We start from the raw sequence: 22,807 nt of genomic DNA on the forward strand, positions 1-22,807 counted from the left end.
ACCGATAATCAGTACATCTTTAAGAGGCAAAAAATGTCCTTCCCCTTCAAACCCGTACTGCTGGCAGCTATTGTCAGCCAAACTTTCCCTGCCTTCGCTGCCGACCCAGTACCACAAGCCCATCAGGACTTGAATGAAGTCAAAGTCATCGGCGGCCGCAAAGTCCAAAAACTCGGTGAAGAGAAAGTCCGCCGTCAGGCTTTGGATAAACAAATGGTCTCCGATGAAAGCGACTTGGTGCGCTACGATCCGGGCATCAGCGTCGTTGAAGGCGGACGCTCAGGTTCCAACGGTTTTACCATACGCGGTGTCGATAAAGACCGCGTCGCCATCAACGTGGACGGACTGGCACAAGCAGAAAGCAGGTCGTCTGAAGCATTCCAAGAGTTGTTCGGCGCATACGGCAACTTCAATGCCAACCGCAACACTTCCGAACCCGAAAACTTTTCGGAAGTAACCCTTAACAAAGGCGCGGACTCGCTTAAATCCGGCAGCGGCGCATTGGGCGGTGCCGTCAACTACAAAACCAAATCCGCAAGCGACTATGTTTCCGAAGAAAAACCCTACCACTTAGGCATTAAAGGCGGCTATATCGGACGCAACAGCCAAAAATTCAGCAGCATAACCGCCGCAGGAACCTGGTTGGGTTTGGACGCATTGATGGTCTACACCCGCCGTTTCGGTAAAGAAACCAAAAATCGTTCAACCGAGGGCGATATATCCATTAAAAATGAAAACGAATATGTCTTTGACCCGATTAATGGCAAACCCAGCAAGTATCTTACTTACCAGTCCACCGGTATCGCCCGTTCCCGGCCCGACCCGCAAGAATGGGTAAACAAAAGCACCCTGTTCAAGCTGGGCTACAATTTCAACGAACGCAACCGCATCGGCTGGATTTTTGAAGACTCGCGCACCGACCGCATCACCAAAGAACTATCTAATTTGTGGACGGGTACGACCACATCTGCGTCAAAGGGTGATACCCGCTCCCGACAAGACATTTCCTACCGCAAACGCATCGGTTTCGAATACAAAAACCAACTTGACAAAGGGCCATGGGACAGCCTCAACCTGCGTTACGACCGTCAAACCATCGACATGAGCACCTGGACTTGGGATTTGCCGACCGATTACGCCAAAAACGGTATCAATAGCGACGTGTACCATATGTTCCGCAACATCCGCCAGAAAACCCGCCAATGGGGTGCGGAAGCCGAGAAACAGCTTGATTTCTCCAAATCGGTTTGGGCTATGCAGTATGGCGTGGGCGGCAACGAAGGCAGCAACGCCAACCGCGACCATAGCTATTGGGTACGCCTATATGACCCGAAATACCAAACGTCCAACAGCCAAGAATTGGCAATGCTGGTCGAAAGCTCGTCTAAAAACCGTTTTGCCTACTGGAACAACACCTTCCAATTCGGCAACGACAACCGATACCGCCTGAGCGCAGGCTTGCGCCATGACAAAAGCAGCAGCAGAGCCAAAGACAATCCGAACTACTCGCCCGGCATCCGTGCCCAAATCCCCTATTTGGGCAGCGAACGCAGCCACAGCGGTTTCAGCTACGGCGTGAGCTTCGACTGGAAATTCACGTCGCATCTGAATCTTTTGGCAAAATACAGCACTGGCTTCCGTGCGCCGACTTCGGACGAAACCTGGCTATTGTTCCCGCATCCTGACTTCTACCTTAAAGCCAACCCCAACCTGAAAGCCGAAAAAGCCAAAAACTTTGAATTGGGTTTGGCGGGCAGCGGCAAAGCAGGAAACTTTAAACTCTCCGGCTTCCAAACCCGCTACCGCGACTTTATCGAATTGACGTATATGGGCGTTTCGTCAGACGATGAAAACAACCCCAGATACGCCCCACTTTCAGACGGCACGAAATTGGTCAGCTCACCCGTTTGGCAAAACCAAAACCGCTCCTCAGCGTGGGTGAAAGGTTTGGAATTTAACGGCACATGGAACCTCGACAGCATCGGTTTGCCGCAAGGCACGCACGCAGGTGTTAATGTCAGCTACATCAAAGGCAAAGCCAAACAAACCAACGGACAGGAAACCCCGATTAACGCCCTTTCCCCGTGGTCTGCTGTTTACAATCTGGGCTACGACGCTCCGTCCAAACGCTGGGGCATCAATGCATACCTGACACACACCGCAGCTAAAAAACCGTCTGACACCGTTCACAGCAGTGATGATTTGAACAACCCATGGCCATTTGCCAAGCACAGCAAAGCCTATACGCTTTTCGACCTGACAGGCTACGTCAACTTGGGCAAATACTTCACCCTGCGTGCCGGTGCGTACAATATCGGCAACAAAAAATACTACACTTGGGAATCGCTGCGCAGCATCCGCGAATTCGGCACAGTCAACCGCGTCGACAACAAAACCCATGCCGGTATAGAACGCTTCACCTCTCCAGGCAGAAGCTACAACTTCACGCTTGAAGCCAAGTTCTAAAAGCGTTTGAAGTAACAAGAAAGGTCGTCTGAAACTTGAAATCCAAGTTTCAGACGACCTTTTTCTATTGATATATAGTGGATTAAATTTAAATCAGGACAAGGCGACGAAGCCGCAGACAGTACAGATAGTACGGCAAGGCAACGCCGTACTGGTTTAAAGTTAATCCACTATAATGAACAAGACGCAGGCTGAAGCAAACGCCACGCTATACGCCCGCGCCGTTGAAACCCTTGCACGTCGTCTGAATATGGGAATCCGTGATTTTGATGCAGCCTACGGCGGCTTGAATGTGGTCGGAGAAAGCCTTTTAGACGACAGCGTATTGAATCAGGCGTTGGCAAGCACCCCGCCGCGCGGATGGGTGCACAGCACCAACCCGCAGGACGCAGCGGATTTATGGAACGGCAACAACAAAGCTGAAGCCGTGTTTTGGAATACCGGTAATACCCGATTGGAAGAACAATTTCCCGAAACGGCGGGCTATTCTGTATCTGTAAATCAAAGCGCGATTGAACACATCAAAAACAACCATAGCAACGCAGAAAGCGAGGCGAGACGCGGACAAACTGCCATCACAGCTGAAGACATCAGCCGAATCACTGATATTGTTTCAAACTATGACGCAATAGCCAGCGAGCCGATCAAAGGAACAAACAACAGATGCTTTGCATTTGCAAAACAGTTTGACGATGGACTGATTGTGTATCTTGCCGACAGCAGCAAAAAACGGCGCGATTTACGCACCGTTTCTATGTGGAAGTATCCCCAATCGGCTAATGCCCAAGACGTGTTACAACACGCCGTATCCCTATCAAACCTAACGCCCGAAGCGGAAGGGGGCATATCCCACAACCCAAATTCTACCCCCAACACCGACACCAATCAAGACATACTGTTTCAAGGCGGCGCAGACCGTGGAATGTTCAGCCGTGAGCATAACCTGATTGCCCTATTGAAAAACGCCGACGCTTCTACTTGCGTTCACGAACTGAGACATTTCTTCCTTGAGACTAACCCGCATCGCCCGCGACCTGACCGCCAAACCTGTCGAGAACCTGACCGGGCAGGAGCGGCAATTCCTGTCCGACGTTCAGACGACCTTGGATTGGTTCGGCGTGAAAGACCTTGCCGCATGGGACACGATGAGAATGAACGAGCAGCGCGAGAATCACGAGAAATGGGCGCGCGGTTTTGAAGCCTACCTGTACGAAGGCAAAGCACCAAGCGAAGAATTGCGCGGGTTGTTCCGCCGTTTCCGTTCATGGTTGAAACAGGTATATCACTCACTGAAAAACCTGAATGTCGAATTGACCAATGAAGTCCGCAGCGTGTTTGACCAAATGTTTGCCAACGACGAGCAGATTCAGCAAACCCAATATAGTCAATTAAAAACAAAATAGTACAATACTCAACTTTGAAGGTTTAACCATGGCATACTCTGCGGACTTAAGAAACAAAGCTTTAAACTATTACGAACAATGCAAAAACATCAGCCAAACCGCAGCAACGTTTAACTTGTCAAGAAACACACTTTACCTGTGGATTCGCCTTAAAAAACAAACAGGCAGCCTAAAACATCAAGTTACCGGTCTAAATGCCGTCAAATTGGATAGGCAAAAACTGGCCCAATATGTTGGGCAACACCCGGATGCCTATCTGCATGAAATCGCCAAACATTTTGATTGTACGGCAGCCGCCGTTTGCTATGCACTCAAACAGATGGGGATGACGCGCAAAAAAAGACCACCACTTACAAAGAACAAGACCCGGCCAAAGTAACGCATTATTTGACACAGCCGGCCGAATTTTCCGACTACCAACGTGTTTATTTGGATGAAACAGGATTTGACCGCTACCTGTTCCGTCCCTATGCCCGCAGCCTGAGAGGGCGAATAGTGAAAGCGCAGATAAGTGGAAAAAGATACCGACGCTTATCTTTGGTGTCCGCACAAGTTGGCAACCGGCTGATTGCTCCGATGGTTTATCAAAATACGATGACCGGAGTCTTTTTTGAAGCGTGGTTTCAGCAATGCCTACTGCCCGCATTGACTCAAAAATCGGTGATTATTTTAGATAATGCACGATTTCACCGTATGGGTGTCTTACGGGAAATGGCGGAAAAATTGGGCCATAAGGTATTGCCTCTTGCACCTTATTCACCTGAGCTCAATCCGATTGAGAAGGTGTGGGCGAATATTAAGCGGTATCTGCGAACCGTTTTGTCTGATTACGCCCGATTTGACGATGCGTTACTGTCCTATTTTGATTTTAATTGACTATACATTAACGGCATGGCTCCGTTGTCTGATATAGTGGATTAAATTTAAACCAGTACGGCGTTGCCTCGCCTTGCCGTACTATCTGTACTGTCTGCGGCTTCGTCGCCTTGTCCTGATTTAAATTTAATCCACTATAATAAGGCGTAAGCGAGCATGAACCAAGCTAAGCTGCCCTACCCCTTTCAGGCAACTCTCCATCAAGTTTCTTCTATCTTCCAAAATAAAAGGTCGTCTGAAAATTTCAGACGACCTTTTGTGTAGTATTCAAGCTAGGATTTATTTATCGCGGCTAAATACGATTTTGGTTGCTTGGATTGCTACGCAGATTGCACCGCCGATGAAGATCAAGTCGGCTGCTGTACGTACCCAGCGCAGGGTGTCGAGGATTTCCATTTGCAGGAATTCTTCGCTACGGGCATACCACAGGCCATGAGTGATGGAGGCGTATGCTTGAATGGCGCCGACAGGCAGCAGGCTGATGGCGATCATGCCGACCAAGCCGCCGTTGAGCAGCCAGAAGCCCCAAGTCATGAGCTTGTCGTCGAAATGTGCGTTTGGTTTCAGGTAGCGGGCAACCAGCAATACGAAGCCCAGTGCCAAGAAGCCGTACACACCGAACAAGGCTGCGTGTGCGTGAACTGCGGTAGTGTTCAGGCCTTGGATGTAGAACAGGGAAATCGGCGGGTTAATCAGGAAGCCGAATACGCCGGCACCGATCATGTTCCAGAAGGCAACTGCTACGAAGCACATCAGCGGCCAACGCAGGCGTTTCGCCCATTCGGACAGGTGTTGGTAAGACCAGTGTTCGTAAGCTTCACGACCCAGCAATACCAACGGTACGACTTCCAATGCGGAGAAGCAGGCGCCGATTGCCATAGATGCGGAGGTAGAACCGGAGAAGTACAGGTGGTGCAGCGTACCCGGGATACCGCCCAACATGAAGATGGCGGCAGCAGCCAGAGTAGAGGCAGTAGCGGTACTGCGGCGGACGAAGCCCATGTTGTAGAAGATGAAGGCAAAGGCTGCGGTAGCGAATACTTCGAAGAAGCCTTCTACCCACAGGTGAACTACCCACCAGCGCCAGTATTCCATGACGGCAATCGGGGATTTTTCGCCGTAGAACAGACCAGGTGCGTAGAACACACCGACACCGACCATAGAGGCAACGAAGATTGCCAGCAGGTTTTTATCCACGCCTTTTTCTTTAAAGGCGGAGACGGTGCAGCGCAGCATCAGGAACAGCCACAACAACAGACCGACCATCAGCAGGAGTTGCCAGAAACGGCCCAAGTCGAGGTATTCGTAACCTTGGTGTCCGAACCAGAAGTTGAATTCAGGTGGAATGACGTGGGTCAGGGCGAAGAAGTTACCTGCGTAAGAACCGCCGACTACGATGAACAGGGCGATGTACAGGAAGTTCACGCCGGCGCGTTGGAACTTGGGATCTTTGCCGCCGTTAACAATCGGAGCCAGGAACAGACCTGCTGTCAGGAAGCCGGTTGCAATCCAGAAGATGGCGGATTGGATGTGCCAAGTACGGGTCAATGCGTAAGGGAACCAGTCGGACATTTCGAAGCCCAGCGCTTCGTCGATGCCGTAGAAACCCTGACCTTCGACGGTGTAGTGTGCAGTCAGACCGCCCAGTAACACTTGTACCACAAACAGGGCGACTGTCAGGAAGACGTATTTGCCCAATGCTTTTTGGGAAGGAGTCAGCTGTACTTTGGAAATCGGGTCTTCAGTCGGAACTTCTACTTCTTCGTGTTTGGTCAGGAAGGAGTAACCCCACATCAGAAGGCCGATACCCATCAAGAGCAATACAACGCTGGTGAACGACCACATATAGTTTTCAGTAGTCGGTACGTTGTTGATCAAAGGCTCGTGCGGCCAGTTGTTGGTGTAGGTGAAAGTCTCGTCGGGACGGTTGGTCGAAGCAGACCATGAAGTCCAGAAGAAAAAGTTGAACAGTTTTTCGCGCGCTTCTTTACTTGGCAATGTGTTGTTTTTCATTGCGAAGTGTTCGCGTGTTTTCTGAAGGGCAGGATCATCGCCGTATACGCCGTGGTAGTAAGGCAGGATGCTCTCAATGGCTTTTACACGGGTATCGCTGATGACGACGCTGCCGTCTTCTTTAATACGGCTTTGGTTGCGGTATTCGTCGGCAAGGCGGGTTTTCAGCACGGCTTGTTCTTCGGGAGAAACTTCGTCGAATTTTTTGCCGTAAGTCTCTTGCGCGGTCAAATCCAACCATGCGACCAGCTCGCGGTGCAGCCAGTCGGCTGTCCAGTCGGGAGCTTGGTATGCGCCGTGTCCCAATACGGAACCGACTTCCATACCGCCGGTGGTTTGCCAGGCTGATTGACCTGCCAAAATATCGTCTTTAGTCATCAGCTGCGTGCCTGATGCCGAAACGACTTTCTCAGGATAAGGCGGGGCTTTTTTATAAACCTCGCTGCCCATGTAGCCAAGAATGGTAAAGCAGACTGCCAGGACGGCAAACAGCAAGTACCATAGCTTCTTGTACTGTCCCATTTCAGAACTCCTTATTTTGGTGAAAAGTGGTTGCTTATAAATTCATACTATATGAATGTTAAAGATTGTAGCACTCTTTTCAGGCAAAAGAAATATTCTCTTAACAACAATCTTTAAAAAACAGATATATAGTCAATAATAATTCTTATTATCAAAAATACGATGGCATTTTTGTAAAGAATTGGATAAAACATGTGAATAATAATAGACGATTTGATGTAGTTTTATCTAGTTATTAAGTAGTAAAACATGTAGTAAAAGTTCATCTTTGATGAATTAATTGATTTAGGTCAAGATATAGCGGTAAAACCACCTACATAATCCTACAAAAGTTCACAAGAGATGCCTTTCAGACGACCCGGAATAAGGCGGTTTGAAAGAGCCGAAAGCGGTATGCCGCGGACGACAAAGGTTGAAAAAATATACCCTGACCTTCTTAAAATAGTTATTAAAGGAAATGACAACTATGAAACGCCAAGCTTTAGCTGCAATCATTGCTTCAGTTTTTGCTTTAGCCGCCTGTGGTGAGCAAGCTGCCCAAAAACCTGCCGAGCAAACCGCTTCCGCTACTGCAACTGCCGAAGCTCCTGCTTCCAGCACTGAGGCTGCTGCCGAAACTCCTGCAGCCGATCTGCCTGTTATCGACGCGGTAACTACCCACGCTCCTGAAGTTCCACCTGCTATCGACCGCGACCATCCTGCACGCGTACGCGTCAAAATGGAAACCATCGAAAAAACCATGAAAATGGACGATGGCGTGGAATACCACTACTGGACATTTGACGGTGACGTTCCAGGCCGCATGATCCGTGTACGCGAAGGCGATACCGTAGATATCGAATTCTCTAACAACCCGTCTTCTACCGTACCGCACAACGTTGACTTCCACGCTGCTACCGGTCAAGGCGGTGGTGCAGAAGCCAGCTTCACTGCTCCGGGCCGTACTTCTACATTCAGCTTCAAAGCCCTGCAACCCGGTCTGTACATCTACCACTGTGCCGTTGCTCCTGTCGGTATGCACATCGCCAACGGTATGTACGGTCTGATCTTGGTTGAACCTAAAGAAGGTCTGCCTAAAGTGGACAAAGAGTTCTACATCGTACAAGGCGACTTCTACACCAAAGGTAAAAAAGGTGCACAAGGCCTGCAACCGTTCGATATGGACAAAGCCATCGCCGAACAACCTGAATACGTTGTATTTAACGGTCACGTAGGCGCTATCGCCGGCGACAACGCCCTGAAAGCCAAAGCAGGCGAAACCGTCCGTATGTACGTGGGTAACGGTGGTCCGAACCTCGTTTCTTCCTTCCACGTTATTGGTGAGATCTTCGACAAAGTTTACGTAGAAGCCGGCAAACTGATCAACGAAAACGTACAAAGCACCCTGATCCCTGCCGGTGGCGCAGCGATTGTCGAATTTAAAGCCGATATTCCGGGCAGCTATACTTTGGTTGACCACTCTATCTTCCGTGCGTTCAACAAAGGCGCGTTGGGTCAATTGAAAGTAGAGGGCGCAGAGAACCCTGAAATCATGACCAAAAAACTGGAAGACAAAGACTATGTAGGTAGCGGTGCAGCTTCAGCTCCTGCCGCTTCTGCTCCAGCTGATTCAGCAGCGCCTGCTTCCGCAGCATCTGCAGGTAAAGGCGGCTACTAATCCAGTCATCTCGGCATAGAAATAGAAAAAAGCCACTGCTGTTCCGGCTGATGCAAGGACAACAGTGGCTTTCTTCCACGACCAATCGAAAGATTGGTTTTTCAGACGACCTCTCAAGCATCGAAGGTCGTCTGAAAAACCGGTTTCAAGCATTCACGAACCCGACAAGCCAAAAACACAATAATCAGACGGCTTCTGAGGATTTTTATCCGGTTTCGCTATATAATCAAAGCCTAATAATCCCCGTATTCAGATTAGAAAGCCCGTTATGAAACTCATACCACTCATCGCCCTATTTACCCTTGTCGCAAGCGGCAGTGCAGCGGCGGCCGAAATGGCAAAAGTTGAAGGCGGCAGCTACCGCCCGCTCTATCTGAAAAAAGAGACAAACCTCATCAAAGTCAAACCTTTCCAAATCGACAAGTACCCCGTTACCAATGCCGAATTTGCAGAGTTTGTCAAAAAACATCCCCAGTGGCAAAAAGGTAAAGTCAGTTCCAAACAAGCCGAACCTACCTACCTGAAACATTGGGTTAAAACCGGCAGCAACAGCTACGCGCCCAAACCCAACGAACTGAAACATCCGGTAACCAACGTATCTTGGTTTGCCGCTAACGCTTACTGCACTTCACAAGGCAAACGCCTGCCGACCATAGACCAGTGGGAATTTGCCGGACTCGCCTCCGCTACTCAGAAAAACGGTTCTGCCGAACCCGGCTACAACCGCACCATTCTTGACTGGTATGCAGACGGCGGCAGAAACGGCTTGCACGATGTCGGCAAAAGCAAACCCAACTACTGGGGCATTTACGATATGCACGGTCTGATTTGGGAATGGACGGAAGACTTCAACAGCAGCCTGTTGTCGTCAGGCAATGCCGATACGCAAATGTTTTGCAGCGGCGCATCCGTAGGTTCCAGCGATCCATCAAATTACGCCGCCTTCCTGCGCTACGGCATACGCACCAGCCTGCAATCGAAATACGTCCTGCACAACTTGGGCTTCCGTTGCGCCTCGAAATAACCGGTTTCATCACCAAAGCAGCTTTGGCGGTACTGAAAGGTATCGCCTTTTTTTTGAGTTTGAGGTTAATTTGAAAATAGCGAATGGACAAAACCTCGTGCCTAACAAATTTAGCATGACCAAGTTTCTAACGGATTGAATATTCCAAGCAACTGGTCTATCTCTCTACCTCTTCCTAATTTTCATTAATAAATATACCAGCAAACCAAAGGTCGTCTGAATGTTTTTCAGACGACCTTTTTTGTTTATGCCTATCAAGCGGACTGTATCGGGATAATACGGTTTTGACTGCGTTTGGCACCGCCTTCGCAATAGTTGGTTTTGACGTATTCTTCGACAATTTCCAAGAATTCGGCTGCGATGTTGTCGCCTTTTAAAGTCACTTTACGCTCCCCGTCAACATAAACCGGTGCAACAGGGGTTTCGCCGGTTCCGGGCAGGCTGATGCCGATGTCTGCCAGTTTGCTTTCACCCGGCCCGTTAACGACGCAACCCATGACGGCGACGTTTAAAGACTCCACGCCGGGATAGATGGTGCGCCATACGGTCATTTTTTGACGCAGGTAATTTTGTACGTCTTGGGCGAGCTCTTGGAAGACCGTACTGGTGGTGCGTCCGCAACCGGGGCAGGCGGTAACCATAGGGGTAAATGAGCGCAGCCCCATGGTTTGTAAAATTTCCTGACCAACAATGACTTCCTGAGTACGTGAACTGCCGGGTTCGGGGGTGAGTGAAATACGGATGGTGTCGCCGATGCCTTCTTGGAGCAGTACGGCCAAGGCGGCGGTAGAGGCGACAATGCCTTTGCTGCCCATGCCTGCTTCCGTCAAGCCTAAGTGAAGCGGATATTGGCAACGGCTGCCCAGCTCGCGGTAAACTTGAATCAAATCCTGAACGGAGCTGACTTTGCACGACAAGATGATTTTGTCTTCGGGCAAACCTAACAAAACGGCTTTTTCAGCAGATTCCAGCGCCGAAATAATCAAGGCATCTTTCATGATTTCTTCAGGCGGTTTGGGCGATGAGGACGCCAGATTGGCATCCATCATGCGCTTGGCGAGGCTTTGGTCAAGCGAACCCCAGTTGACGCCGATACGGACGGCTTTGTCGTTTTCGGCGGCAGTTCGAATCATATAGGCAAATTTTTCATCACCTTTTGCGCCTTTGCCGACATTTCCGGGGTTGATGCGGTATTTGGACAAGGCTTTGCCGCACTCGGGAAATTCCGCCAACAGACGTTCGCCATTGAAATGGAAGTCGCCAATCAGCGGGGTGGTGTAACCCATGTCGTCCAAACGCTGGCGGATTTCGGCAACTTTGGAGGCGGCTTCCGGGCTGTTGACGGTAATGCGCACCATTTCTGAGCCTGCATCGCTCAATTCTTTGACTTGCAGGGCGGTTGCTTTAGCATCTGCGGTATCGGTATTGGTCATTGATTGCACGACAACGGGAGCATCTGAACCGACGGTGAGATGATCGATTTGTACTTGATGGGTTTGGCGGCGTTTGGGTATGTTCATCTTTATTTTTTTCCTGCTACAAAGGAAGCTGATTTTTCACCGGCAGCCCGGTATTCTGCCAGATTGATGGTTGTCCCGCCATAATTGGCTTGTGCGCCTGTGGCAATACCGATCCAGACATTGTAGGGCGCACCGCCTTTAAAACGCCTTTCGCTTCCTGCGGGAATGATCCGGCTGAAAATCATGGTACCTTTCTTGTCGGTGATAATCAGATTACTTCGGTATTGGACTTTAATCCAAAGCTCGTCTGAATCGACTTTGACTTCAGGTGCGGATGCCGCTGCTTCGGATGTGGCGACACTTGAAGCTGCTTTTTCGGCATTGGATATTTCTTGTTTGCCGTTTTCTGCCATATTGGAAACGGCAACATTTTCTTTTTTCAAATCCGGCGTCTGCATACTGTTACGTACTGCATCGCTGTTTTGCGCGACTTGTTGTTCGTTTTCATGATTGGACTTGCTTTGCCAAACATAAATACCGCCGCCAAGCAGGATGAGCGCCGCCATGCCCAAAACCCATTTGGGAAAACCGACTTTTTCACCATCTTGGTAGTTCAAGCCGGCATTTTGTTTGCGATCAACCAGATAGACATGGTCTTCTTCCGGCGCGGAAATGGCTTTCAGACGACCTGTAATGGTTGTTTCATCGATTTTCAACAGGCGGGCATAAGAACGCAGATAGCCCATAACGAAGACCAACCCTGAAAAGAAAGAATAGTCTCCTTTTTCAAGTGCTTCAATTTGTTCGGCAGACAGTTTCAACCGTCGTGCTACTTCATCAATATCCCAACCTGATTTGTGTCTGAGTTGTCCCAGCTCATCACCCAATGATTTGGCAGCTTGAATGTCGTATTCGTTTTTCTTTTGATTTTCCATGTGGTTACTTACCTGTGGTTACTGCCTGTAATTGTTCCGAGTAGGGGAAGTTTGCCCTTAACTGGGCTTCGTATTCGTAGGCTGCCTGGCTATTGCCCATAGCGGTCGCCAATTTCCAACCCAGCAGCAAATCATCTGCCTGCAAGACATCGACTTTGCTTTGATATTGGCGGAAATAATAATCCGCTTCGTTTAAATTGCCTGCCAGCATTTTGGTTCTTGCCAATTCTTTAAACGCAGGCGGGAACTGAGGTTGCGCGGCCAAAGAGCGTTCGAGATAAGCTTCCGCGAGCGAATATTGTCCCATTTTCGCGCTGCAAATGCCCTTGTTGAGGTTGGCGATAAACGGAGAAGGATAAGTCGGATCGGCTAGGGCTTTGTCAAAATAACTGATGGACTGGGCGGGATTATTCATCTCGCTGCACAAGAACCAGCCGTAGTTATTATTGATTTCCGCATTGTCAGGTTTCAAGGATAGGGCTTTTTGGAAGCTTTCCTGTGCTTTGTCGCGCACTTTGAGATATTGATAGATTTGCGCGCGAACCAGCCATGCATCTTCATTGCTGCTGTCCGCTTTCAATGCCTCTTCAATGCTTACCGTTGCTTGACGGTAATCGCCCCCGCGCATGTATTCGATAGCCAACTGCGTTTTGATATTGGCGACCTGTGTCGCACGTTCCGCTCTGCTTGGACCTTTTGTGCCGGCGCATGCACCTAAAACCAAAGTTAAAATAATGGGTTGCCAAATGTTCAGTTTCATAATCAGCTCTGTTGTTCGACCAAAATCTGCTGCCATTTTTGTTGGCGGCGTGTTTTATCTTGTACTTGTCCTGCTAATTGACCGCAAGCTGCGTCAATATCGTCGCCACGCGTTTTACGGACGGTTACCACGAATCCTGCCTGCTGCAAAATATCGCGGAAAACGCGGATATTTTCATTGGTAGAGCGTTCGTAGCCGGAATTTGGGAAGGGATTGAACGGAATCAGATTGAATTTGCACGGTACATCTTTTACCAACTCAATCAGTTCACGCGCATGCTGCGCCTTGTCATTGACTCCGTCTAGCATAACGTATTCAAAAGTAATGAAATCTCTTGGTGCTTTGACCAAATAGCGTTGACATGCCGCCATCAACTCTTTCAACGGATATTTTTTATTCAGTGGAACGATTTGATCGCGTACTTCGTCATTGGAAGCGTGAAGGGACACTGCCAGCGCAACAGGCATCGCATCGCGCAGCCTGTCCATTTGCGGCACCATACCCGATGTGGAAACGGTAACGCGGCGGCGGCTTAGACCGTAGCCATGATCGTCCAGCATGATGCTCAGCGCAGTAACGACGTTATCGAAGTTCGCCATTGGCTCGCCCATGCCCATCATCACCACATTGGAAATCACACGTTCGTTTTTCGGAGTAACGCCCATCGCTTTGTTTGCCCACCACAATTGCCCGATGATTTCGGCAGCGGTCAGATTACGATTGAAACCTTGGCGGCCGGTAGAACAGAAGGTGCATTCCAATGCGCAGCCGACTTGCGAGGAAATACACAACGTACCGCGTTCTGCTTCGGGAATAAACACCGTTTCCACGCCGTTGCCCGTTCCCACATCCAGCAGCCATTTGCGCGTACCATCGGTGGATTCTTGCGCCATCATCAGTTTGGGCACATCCACGCTTGCCTGTTCGTTGAGTTTCAGACGCAGAGATTTTGCCAAATCGGTCATTTCATCGAAACTTTGCGCACCGGCTTGGTGGATCCAGCGCATGACTTGTTTGGCGCGGAACGGTTTCTCGCCCATCTCGGCAAAATGATGGGTCAGACCGTTTAAATCGTAATTCAGCAGATTGGTTTTCATGTGGTTTATTTCTTGGTAAAGCTTTTGAATAAAGGCTGCCGTTGGTTATAAGTCTTGTGAATCTGATGGAGAAGGGAGCTTCGCAACAGTCTAGAAAATCTCCCCAATCCTTTTTTAGCAAACAACTTTTATTCTCAGCCCTCTTCTATCATATTTTCAGACGACCCCCATTTTAGAAAGGTCGTCTGAAAACAGATTGAGACAAACAATATCGACAAAACCGTCCAAACGCCCGAACCGGTCGGACGCTCGAACGGCATTTATCGTTAACGCGGGCAGATTTCGCTTTGGCTGAAGAAGTAGGCAATCTCGATTGCTGCGTTTTCCAGACTATCAGAGCCATGTACAGCGTTTACGCTCAGGGATTCTGCAAAATCCGCACGTATCGTACCGGGCGCTGCTTCGGCAGGGTTGGTCGCGCCCATCAGTTCACGGTTTTTTGCAACGGCATTTTCACCTTCCAGCACCTGAATCATGACGGGACCGCTGGTCATAAAGGCAACCAAGCTGTCGTAAAAAGGACGCTCTTTGTGCACAGCATAAAATTCTTGGGCTTCGCGCACGCTGAGGTGCTTCATTTTGGCAGCGACAATACGCAGTCCGTTGTCTTCAAAACGGCTGTAAATTTTGCCGATTACATTTTTACCTACAGCATCGGGTTTAACGATGGAGATCGTGCGCTCAATAGCCATATTATGTCCTTGTTTTTATTGCATTGTGCAATAGTCTGAGGTTGAGGAAAATGAACTGCTATTTTATCAAATTTCAGTTTACTTTGGGAAAAGCAGCACTTTTTTCTTCGTCCGAATCTTATTTTTTCAACGTCAGATGCGGCTGTTCCAAATAAACTTCCGATTGCATTTCCACCATACGGCTGGCAGTGCGGGTAAATTCTTCGGCAAAATCGCCCTCGACATAAATATCGTTTACGCCTACCGCGCTGGTGGCACAGAGTTTCACTCGGAAATCGTACAGTACATCAATCAGCCAAGTAAGGCGGCGCGCTTCGGCCTTTTCCTGCGGTGTCAAACGTTCCAATCCTGATACGAACACCATTTCATAATGTTCGGCCAGATAGAGGTAATCGGCTTGCGAACGCGGTCCAAAGCATAAAGCGCGGAAATCGAACCAAATGGCACGGTCGGATTGGGCTTTATGCGGAATTTCTCGCCCGTGTATCACGCTGACGCCGGGATTCAATTCGGCAATTCCCGCCATTTCTTTAAACAAATCAGCCAATTTTTGCTCATTTTCTTCGTTGTTGGGAACGAAGAAAATCTCGGCAGGACGTAAAGTGCGCAGACGGTAGTCTTCTCCGCCATCAACATTTAAGACGGTCAGGCTGGATTCAATCAGCGCAATGGTCGGCAGAAAACTGCTTCTGTTTTGACCTTGAGGGTAAAGTTCGGACGGGGCATAGTTGGAAGTTGCCACCAAAACTACGCCTTCGCTCAACAAGTTTTCCAGCAGGCGACCCAGAATCATCGCATCTGCAATATCGCTGACGTGGAATTCGTCAAAACACAATACACGGGTTTCTTTGGCAATCTCGGCAGCTACTGCCTTTAAAGGATTGGCTTCGCTTTTCAAGTCTTTCAAACGCTTATGGATTTCCGCCATAAAGGCATGAAAGTGGACGCGGCGTTTGCGGCGGTATGGCAAGCAGCCAAAAAAAGCGTCCATCAAAAAACTTTTGCCGCGACCCACGCCGCCATAAAAATACAAACCTTTCGGCACTTGAGGAGAGCGCAGGCTGCGTCCTAGAAAGCGATTGCGTTTGCGTTTGAACATCATCAGTTCCGTCCACAAACGATCCAAATATTCAATCGCCCGCGCCTGTGCTTCATCGCGGATAAAATTTGGTTGTTCGGCTGCAGCCTGATACCAAGTCAGCGGGCTGTGGTTCTCAAACGGAGGGGCGACAAACAGTTGACCTCTATCACTCATATCTGACCTTTATTATGTTTTTGGGTTTGACAATTATAGTGGATTAACTTTAAACCAGTACGGCGTTGCCTCGCCTTGCCGTACTATCTGTACTGTCTGCGGCTTCGTCGCCTTGTCCTGATTTAAATTTAATCCACTATACGTTTTATCAACGGGCAATCATTAAAAGAAACGTATTATAGATGATTTCAGACGACCCTATGAATTTTCCATTACAAATTCCGCCCAAATTACGAAAACAATAGAGAACCATATTTTCAGACGACAAAAAACGCCGCATTTCTGCGGCGTTCGTTTACTCAGGTTTAGTTGGCATTTTCTTGTAAAGCCAAGTCCACACGTTCACGCAATTCCTTACCGGGCTTGAAGTGAGGGACGTGTTTTTCAGGCACTTCCACACGTTCGCCGGTTTTGGGGTTGCGGCCGATACGGGCCGGGCGATGGTTCAAATCGAAGCTGCCGAAACCACGGATTTCAATACGCTGACCGCGAGCCAGCGAGCGGGTCATGGTATCAACCAAAACCTTTACGCTGTATTCGACGTCTTTTGCCAGCAATTGGTTACCGTTTTTCTCGGCAAAAACTTCTGCCAAACGAACCATTAATTCAGACTTCGTCATGTCTGCAACCTTATTCTTGGTCGCCGGACAGTTTGGCTTTCAGCAAGTCGCCGAGGCTGGTAGTACCGGCGCTGGCGGTTGCAGCAGCGTTGACTGAATTCAGGGCTTCGCGGTTTTCTTTGGCGTCTTTAGCTTTAACAGACAGGCGGATGCTGCGGTTTTTGCGGTCGACGGTAACGATAACGGCTTCAACCTCGTCACCTTCTTTCAGTTTGGTGGTCAGGTCTTCAACGCGGTCGGCTGCGAATTCGGAAGCAGGCAGGTAGCCTTCTACTTCGTCAGACAGGGCAACAACGGCACCTTTGGCGTCAACAGATTTCACAGAACCTTTAACCAAAGAACCTTTGTCGTTTACGCTGATGAAGTTACCGAAAGGATCGCCTTCCAGCTGTTTGATGCCCAAAGAGATGCGCTCTTTGTCAACGTCGATTGCCAATACAACGGCTTCAACCTCTTCGCCTTTTTTGTATTTGCGTACAGCTTCTTCGCCGGCTTCAGTCCAGGACAGGTCAGACAGGTGAACCAGACCGTCGATACCGCCAGGCAGACCTACGAATACGCCGAAGTCAGTGATGGATTTAACCGCACCGGAGATTTTGTCGCCTTTGTTGTGGTTGGCAGCAAATTCTTCCCAAGGATTGGCTTGGCATTGTTTCATACCCAAAGAGATACGGCGGCGGTCTTCGTCGATTTCCAGGATCATTACTTCAACTTCGTCGCCCAATTGTACGACTTTGCTTGGGTGTACGTTTTTGTTGGTCCAATCCATTTCGGAAACGTGTACCAAACCTTCAATGCCTTGTTCGATTTCAACGAACGCACCGTAGTCGGTCAGGTTGGATACTTTACCGAACAGACGGGTGCCTTGTGGGTAACGACGGGTCAGACCGCTCCAAGGATCTTCGCCCAATTGTTTCATACCCAGAGAAACACGTTGTTTGTCTTGGTCGAATTTCAGGACTTTGGCTTCAACTTCTTGACCGACTTCCAGAACTTCGCTCGGGTGTTTCACACGGCGCCATGCCAAGTCGGTGATGTGCAACAGACCGTCGATGCCGCCCAAGTCAACGAATGCACCGTAGTCGGTGATGTTTTTAACGATACCTTTGATGATAGAGCCTTCTTGCAGGTTTTCCAGCAGGGCTTTACGCTCTTCACCCAAAGTAGCTTCCAGAACGGCGCGGCGGGAAACCACGACGTTGTTGCGTTTTTTGTCCAGTTTGATGACTTTGAATTCGATTTCTTTGCCTTCAAAGTGGGAAGTGTCTTTAACGGGACGCACGTCAACCAGAGAACCCGGCAGGAATGCGCGGATGCTGTTGATCATAACGGTCAGGCCGCCTTTGACTTTGCCATTGATAACGCCGGACAGGATGTCGCCGTTTTCCATCGCTTCTTCCAAAGCGATCCAGTCGGCAGCACGTTTGGCTTTTTCGCGGGACAGTTTGGTTTCGCCGAAGCCGTTTTCAACAGATTCGATGGTAACGGTAACGAAATCGCCAACTTTAACTTCAATCTCGCCCTGAGCGTTTTTGAATTCAGCAACGTCAATCAGAGATTCTGATTTCAGACCTGCGTTTACAGTGACGAAGTTTTGATCAATGCCGACTACTTCAGCAGTAATCACTTCACCTGGGTTCATTTCTTGCAGGGTAAAGCTTTCTTCAAGCAGCTGGGCAAAATTTTCCATAGTCATATATACTCTTTTCGGTACACCGCCAAGGGGTGCGGGGTAGGTTGGAGAATGCCTGCCGCCCTTGGCGCAACAGGCTTTGAAAATAAATATTTCAGACGACCTTTAGATGCTCCAAAGGTCGTCTGAAACAAAACGCAGGGATTATACCCTAATTTTTAAACTTTATGATACCAATCAAGCACTTTTTTTACAGCTTCTTCGATACTCAGCCCGCTCGTATCCAAAAGCTCGGCATCGGGGAGCTGCTTTAAGGGCGCGACACTGCGGCGGCGGTCAGCTTCGTCCCGTGCTTCAATATCCGACAAAATCCGTTCAAATTCCAAGCCTTCGCACGGAATGCCAATTTGTTTGGCGCGGCGTTCCGCCCGTATTTTCGCACCTGCGGTCAGGAAAATCTTTAACGCCGCATCAGGGAAAACAACCGAACCCATATCGCGCCCGTCTGCGACCAAACCTTTTTCCGTCAGAAAATCACGCTGCCGCTGCAAAAGCGCGGCACGCACTTTCGGCAACTGCGCCACTGCAGAAGCGCCCATACCGATTGCTTCGCTGCGGATTTGTCCCGAAACGTCTTCATCATCCAAAAAGACCTGCGACCCTTCAAAGCGGGCGGGCAGATTTTCCGCCAACTCGGCAACCGCCTCTTCATCGCTCCATTCCACATCCCGTTTCTTCGCATACAGCGCGGTCAGGCGGTATAACGCGCCGGAGTCCAGATAATCGAACCCCAAAGCCTGAGCAACACGGGAAGCGACTGTCCCTTTCCCTGACGCACTGGGTCCGTCTATGGCGATGACTTTTTGTTTGGTATTCATATTTTGGCTTTCTGAAATGATGTAGAAGGTCGTCTGAAAACAGATACACCGGAAATATCTTAACTTTTGCGAATATACAGGTAATGGTTAAAGTTCCAGGAAGACCTGGAATTTTACGGGGGTAATGTTAAAAAGCAAATCTGACTATTCGTCAGTTACTTCACCAGGAAAGGTCGTCTGAAACCCTGTTTCCAGTTTTCAGACGACCTTCTTCTTACTTCATTCTCTTTAAGCCAACAGTTCCCGCCAGCGTTTCACTTGGAAGCGGACTTGCTCCGGCGCGGTTCCGCCCAAGTGGTTGCGCGCGTTCAGGCTGCCTTCGGGTGTCAGTACGCTGTATACGTCATCTGAAATCAGGTTGCTGAAGCCTTGCAGAACTTCGAGCGGCAGTTCGCTCAAATCAACCCCCGCTTGGTCGGCGTGGCGCACGGCTTGAGCGACGACTTCGTGACTGTCGCGGAAAGGCATGCCTTTTTTCACCAAGTAATCCGCCAAATCGGTGGCAGTGGCGAAGCCCTGCATCACGGCGGCGCGCATATTGTCGGGTTTGACGGTTACGCCGCGCATCATATCGGCGTAAATCCGCAGGGTGTCGATGAGCGTGTTGGCGGTGTCAAACAGCGGTTCTTTATCTTCCTGATTGTCTTTGTTGTACGCCAAGGGTTGTGATTTCATCAGGGTAATCAAGCCGATAAGGTGTCCGATGACACGGCCGGATTTACCGCGCACGAGTTCGGGAACGTCGGGATTTTTCTTCTGCGGCATGATGGACGAACCTGTGCAGAAACGGTCGGCGATGTCGATAAAGCCGAAACGCGGACTCATCCACAAAATCAATTCTTCAGACAGGCGGCTCAGATGAACCATAATCAACGAGGCTGCGGCGGTGAACTCGACGGCAAAATCGCGGTCGGATACGGCATCGAGCGAGTTTTGGCAGATTTGTTCGAAACCCAACAATTCGGCGGTGATTTCGCGCTGAATCGGATAGGTCGTACCGGCAAGGGCGGCAGCGCCGAGCGGCATACGGTTGACGCGTTTGCGACAGTCTGCCATGCGTTCGAAATCGCGTCCGAGCATTTCGACGTAGGCGAGCATGTGGTGTCCGAAGCTGACAGGCTGGGCGACTTGCAGATGGGTAAAACCGGGCATGACGGTTTCGGCGTTTTGCTCTGCCAAATCGACCAAAGCCGTTTGCAGGCTTCGAATCAGGTCTTGAATGACGGTAATCTGGTCGCGCAACCACAGGCGAATGTCGGTAGCGACTTGGTCGTTGCGGCTGCGTCCGGTATGCAAGCGTTTGCCCGCATCGCCGATTTTATCGGTCAGACGGCGTTCGATGTTCATGTGAACATCTTCCAAATCCAGCGACCAAGAAATAGTACCGTCCTTGATTTCTGCTATAATCTCCGCCATTCCCTGACGGATCGCCGCCAAATCTTCTTCACTCAAAACACCTGATTGAACAAGCATTTGCGCGTGCGCCAGCGAACCCTGAATGTCCCACTCGGCAAGCCGTTTATCGAAATCGATCGAACCGGTGTATTTTTTTACCAGTTCGGAAACAGGCTCGTTGAAACGGCCAGACCAGGTTTTGTCCTTACTCATGGTTTCATCCTCAGATAAAATAACAGAGCCGCTAAGGCTCGTATAAACGCATTAAAAGAAAACGGTTGGAAATATTTTATGTCTATTATACGTCAAATCAACAATACATTCGCCGCCCCGGACCTGCGCAATTCCGCGACGGTCGTGCGCCTTTTGATTATTGTCTTGGGCAGTCTGTTTTTTCTGCCCTTAATCAGCGATTCCTCACTCTCCTATTCCGCAGAGATTTACCACCACTCCAAATGGATATTTCCCGTACTTTTGGGCATTCTGGTCAAAGCCTATTTCGTCAATATATTCGTACCTTCCATCAAAGAAGCACCCTACGGCGTCATCATTACCTACCTTTTGAACCTGTCGATATTTGTGGTAGTTGATTTTGTCGTTTTACAAACGAATGGCAGATCGCTGTCACAACATTTTTTCCTGTTCAACCTATTCCTGCTCGGACTGATGTATTACGAAGGTTCGCGCCGCAACGGGCTTGCGCCTTCGGTTTCTGAAGCACGTCTCAGCGCGCTGACCGCCCGCATCCGCCCGCATTTCCTGTTCAACAGCCTCAATGCCGCCATCAGCCTGATCCGCCTGCGCCCGTATGACGCGGAAACCCTGTTGGAAAACCTTGCCAACCTCTTCCGCGCCCAACTGCGCGACGGCAGCCAAAGCAGCACTTTAGGACAAGAAATCGAGTGGGCGCAGGAATACATTGCCATCGAACAAATCCGTATGGGCCATATGCGCGTGCAAGTTATGTGGCAGCACCAAGCGCCCGATGACGCGGAAACGCCGCATCTCCTGCTCCAACCCCTTTTGGAAAACGCGGTCTTCCACGGCGTCGAATCGACCCACCGCCCCGGCATGATTACCGTGTTTACCAAGCTCAACAAATCATCCATCTACATCCGCATCGAAAACCCGTACACCCCGCCCGAAAGCAGCGAAAACGCCAAACCGCACAAAGGCAACTCAATGGCATTGCACAACCTCAAAGAACGCCTGACGCTGATGTACGACAACGATGCCAAAATCCAAAGCCGCCAACTCGACGGCATTTTCCGCGTCGACATCCGCCTGCCTTACCGCAAAAAAGCGTCTGATGTGAACAGGCTGTTCGGTTGAGAAAACATCGCCGAATATAACAACAAAGGTCATCTGAAAACCCGATTGAGAAGGGTTTCAGACGACCTTTTTGTTTTAAGTGTTTTGATTTATGCCACCGGCGGCATTTGGGTGGCGGTTTCCAGCATCCATGCCGTGGTTTCGGCGAAAGCGGGGCGGGCGAGATGTTTGGCGGCGTAGCGTTGCAATACGTCGGTTTCATCGGCAGGCAACACTTTCCAATTTTGCGTTAAGTGCAGAATCAGAGCGGAGCAGTACAAATCCATCGCGGTAAAGCTGTTGCCGACGATGTAGTCGCGGTTTTTCAAGTGTTCGCGCAATGTGTTCCATGCGGTATCAAAATCGCCGTAACCGATTTGGCGGCGGCACTCGGGTGTTTCGACCGGCAGGTTGTGCAGTTTGTTGAAGGCTGCGTATTCGAGGTGCATCAATATGCACATCCAGCGGTAGTATTCGCCGCGCTCCACCGTACCTGCGGCGGGGATGAGGTGTTTGTCGGGGAATTGTTCCGCCAAAAAGGTAATAATGGCGGTCGATTCGGTCAGTACGGCATCACCGAATTTGAGCGCGGGGACTTGCCCTTGTGGATTGATGGCGAGATATTCGGTGGATTTCATTTGCGTGCCGAACTGGACGGGAACGACGGTATATTCCGCGCCGCATTCTTTGAGCATCCATACGACGTATCTGCCGCGTGAAAAGGGATGGGTATAGAGCGTGATGTTGTGCATGTTTCTTCCTTTTGTACGATGAATGGTTTTGGCGAAACCAGCGCAGTGGGTTTTCAGA

General features: G+C 49.7%; 19 protein-coding genes and 1 pseudogene. 7 read left to right on the forward strand and 13 right to left on the reverse strand.

All coding sequences use genetic code 11. The features are described from left to right. Positions 1-33: 33 nt before the first annotated feature. The 4 genes from J7445_RS06115 (at position 34) to J7445_RS06125 (ending at position 4,745) form a co-directional block, all read left to right on the forward strand. Complete coding sequence (locus J7445_RS06115; RefSeq protein ID WP_209282736.1) at positions 34-2,466, forward strand: TonB-dependent hemoglobin/transferrin/lactoferrin family receptor; 2,433 nt, start codon at positions 34-36, stop codon at positions 2,464-2,466. 175 nt (positions 2,467-2,641) lie between these two features. After that, positions 2,642-3,664, forward strand: coding sequence for a PBECR3 domain-containing polyvalent protein (locus J7445_RS06120; protein ID WP_244969454.1), 1,023 nt, complete (start codon positions 2,642-2,644; stop codon positions 3,662-3,664). Beyond that, the gene (locus tag J7445_RS12250; protein ID WP_244969455.1) at positions 3,618-3,869 is read left to right on the forward strand and encodes a hypothetical protein; all 252 of its coding nucleotides are present in this window, start codon (positions 3,618-3,620) and stop codon (positions 3,867-3,869) included. Before J7445_RS06120 ends, J7445_RS12250 begins: the two co-directional genes overlap by 47 nt. Positions 3,870-3,897: 28 nt before the next feature. Continuing rightward, a protein-coding gene (locus tag J7445_RS06125) for an IS630 family transposase (protein ID WP_209282737.1) occupies positions 3,898-4,745 on the forward strand; the annotation gives its coding sequence in 2 pieces (ribosomal slippage) (positions 3,898-4,213 and positions 4,213-4,745; 849 coding nt in all). A gap of 31 nt (positions 4,746-4,776) precedes the next feature. Here J7445_RS06125 and J7445_RS12530 read toward each other — a convergent pair. After that, positions 4,777-4,884, reverse strand: a pseudogene (locus J7445_RS12530) (IS5/IS1182 family transposase); the annotation flags it as partial. A gap of 140 nt (positions 4,885-5,024) precedes the next feature. Beyond that, entirely contained in the window at positions 5,025-7,280 is a 2,256-nt protein-coding gene (locus tag J7445_RS06130; protein WP_209282738.1) for a nitric-oxide reductase large subunit, read from the reverse strand. Positions 7,281-7,746: 466 nt separating this feature from the next. On the opposite strand from J7445_RS06130, the gene nirK reads away from it, so the two are divergent. Both nirK and J7445_RS06140 read left to right on the forward strand, forming a co-directional pair. Continuing rightward, positions 7,747-8,937: a copper-containing nitrite reductase gene (gene nirK / locus J7445_RS06135; protein WP_209282739.1), complete on the forward strand. Its 1,191-nt coding sequence runs from the start codon at positions 7,747-7,749 to the stop codon at positions 8,935-8,937. 268 nt (positions 8,938-9,205) lie between these two features. Then, positions 9,206-9,961, forward strand: coding sequence for a formylglycine-generating enzyme family protein (locus J7445_RS06140; RefSeq protein ID WP_146736136.1), 756 nt, complete (start codon positions 9,206-9,208; stop codon positions 9,959-9,961). Between the two features lie 254 nt (positions 9,962-10,215). Here the strand turns inward: J7445_RS06140 and ispG are convergent, their stop codons facing one another. The 10 genes from ispG to argH all read right to left on the reverse strand — a co-directional run bounded on the left by ispG (position 10,216) and on the right by argH (position 20,899). Then, a complete protein-coding gene (gene ispG / locus J7445_RS06145) occupies positions 10,216-11,481 on the reverse strand; it encodes a flavodoxin-dependent (E)-4-hydroxy-3-methylbut-2-enyl-diphosphate synthase (RefSeq protein WP_203026653.1) in 1,266 nt (421 codons plus the stop codon). A 2-nt stretch (positions 11,482-11,483) separates the two neighbouring features. Next, the gene (locus J7445_RS06150) at positions 11,484-12,356 is read right to left on the reverse strand and encodes a helix-turn-helix domain-containing protein (RefSeq protein ID WP_203026655.1); all 873 of its coding nucleotides are present in this window, start codon (positions 12,354-12,356) and stop codon (positions 11,484-11,486) included. A 4-nt stretch (positions 12,357-12,360) separates the two neighbouring features. After that, positions 12,361-13,116 carry a type IV pilus biogenesis/stability protein PilW gene (gene pilW / locus J7445_RS06155; RefSeq protein WP_049229084.1) on the reverse strand — a complete coding sequence of 252 codons (756 nt, stop codon included), beginning with the start codon at positions 13,114-13,116 and terminating at the stop codon, positions 12,361-12,363. Between the two features lie 2 nt (positions 13,117-13,118). Continuing rightward, the gene (gene rlmN, locus J7445_RS06160) at positions 13,119-14,213 is read right to left on the reverse strand and encodes a dual-specificity RNA methyltransferase RlmN (RefSeq protein ID WP_019271000.1); all 1,095 of its coding nucleotides are present in this window, start codon (positions 14,211-14,213) and stop codon (positions 13,119-13,121) included. A gap of 266 nt (positions 14,214-14,479) precedes the next feature. After that, entirely contained in the window at positions 14,480-14,905 is a 426-nt protein-coding gene (ndk, locus tag J7445_RS06165; RefSeq protein WP_003744626.1) for a nucleoside-diphosphate kinase, read from the reverse strand. 118 nt (positions 14,906-15,023) lie between these two features. Continuing rightward, positions 15,024-16,160 (reverse strand): cell division protein ZapE, encoded by a 1,137-nt coding sequence (gene zapE, locus J7445_RS06170; protein WP_049229085.1) that lies wholly within the window; start codon positions 16,158-16,160, stop codon positions 15,024-15,026. 305 nt (positions 16,161-16,465) lie between these two features. Then, the gene (locus tag J7445_RS06175) at positions 16,466-16,780 is read right to left on the reverse strand and encodes an integration host factor subunit beta (RefSeq protein ID WP_003744632.1); all 315 of its coding nucleotides are present in this window, start codon (positions 16,778-16,780) and stop codon (positions 16,466-16,468) included. Between the two features lie 10 nt (positions 16,781-16,790). Beyond that, a complete protein-coding gene (gene rpsA / locus J7445_RS06180; protein ID WP_003744633.1) occupies positions 16,791-18,476 on the reverse strand; it encodes a 30S ribosomal protein S1 in 1,686 nt (561 codons plus the stop codon). Between the two features lie 155 nt (positions 18,477-18,631). Further along, positions 18,632-19,291 carry a (d)CMP kinase gene (cmk, locus tag J7445_RS06185; RefSeq protein ID WP_209282740.1) on the reverse strand — a complete coding sequence of 220 codons (660 nt, stop codon included), beginning with the start codon at positions 19,289-19,291 and terminating at the stop codon, positions 18,632-18,634. Positions 19,292-19,519: 228 nt separating this feature from the next. After that, complete coding sequence (argH, locus tag J7445_RS06190) at positions 19,520-20,899, reverse strand: argininosuccinate lyase (RefSeq protein WP_209282741.1); 1,380 nt, start codon at positions 20,897-20,899, stop codon at positions 19,520-19,522. A 78-nt stretch (positions 20,900-20,977) separates the two neighbouring features. Between argH and J7445_RS06195 the strand changes: the two genes are divergently transcribed. Beyond that, entirely contained in the window at positions 20,978-22,018 is a 1,041-nt protein-coding gene (locus J7445_RS06195) for a sensor histidine kinase (protein WP_209282742.1), read from the forward strand. Between the two features lie 89 nt (positions 22,019-22,107). On the opposite strand, the gene J7445_RS06200 is transcribed toward J7445_RS06195, so the two are convergent. Beyond that, positions 22,108-22,749, reverse strand: a complete 642-nt coding sequence (locus tag J7445_RS06200; RefSeq protein ID WP_209282743.1) for a glutathione S-transferase family protein — start codon at positions 22,747-22,749, stop codon at positions 22,108-22,110. Between the last annotated feature and the right edge of the window lie 58 nt (positions 22,750-22,807).

It is taken from the genome of Neisseria sicca (genome assembly GCF_017753665.1).
GTDB classification, from domain to species: Bacteria; Pseudomonadota; Gammaproteobacteria; order Burkholderiales; family Neisseriaceae; genus Neisseria; species Neisseria flava.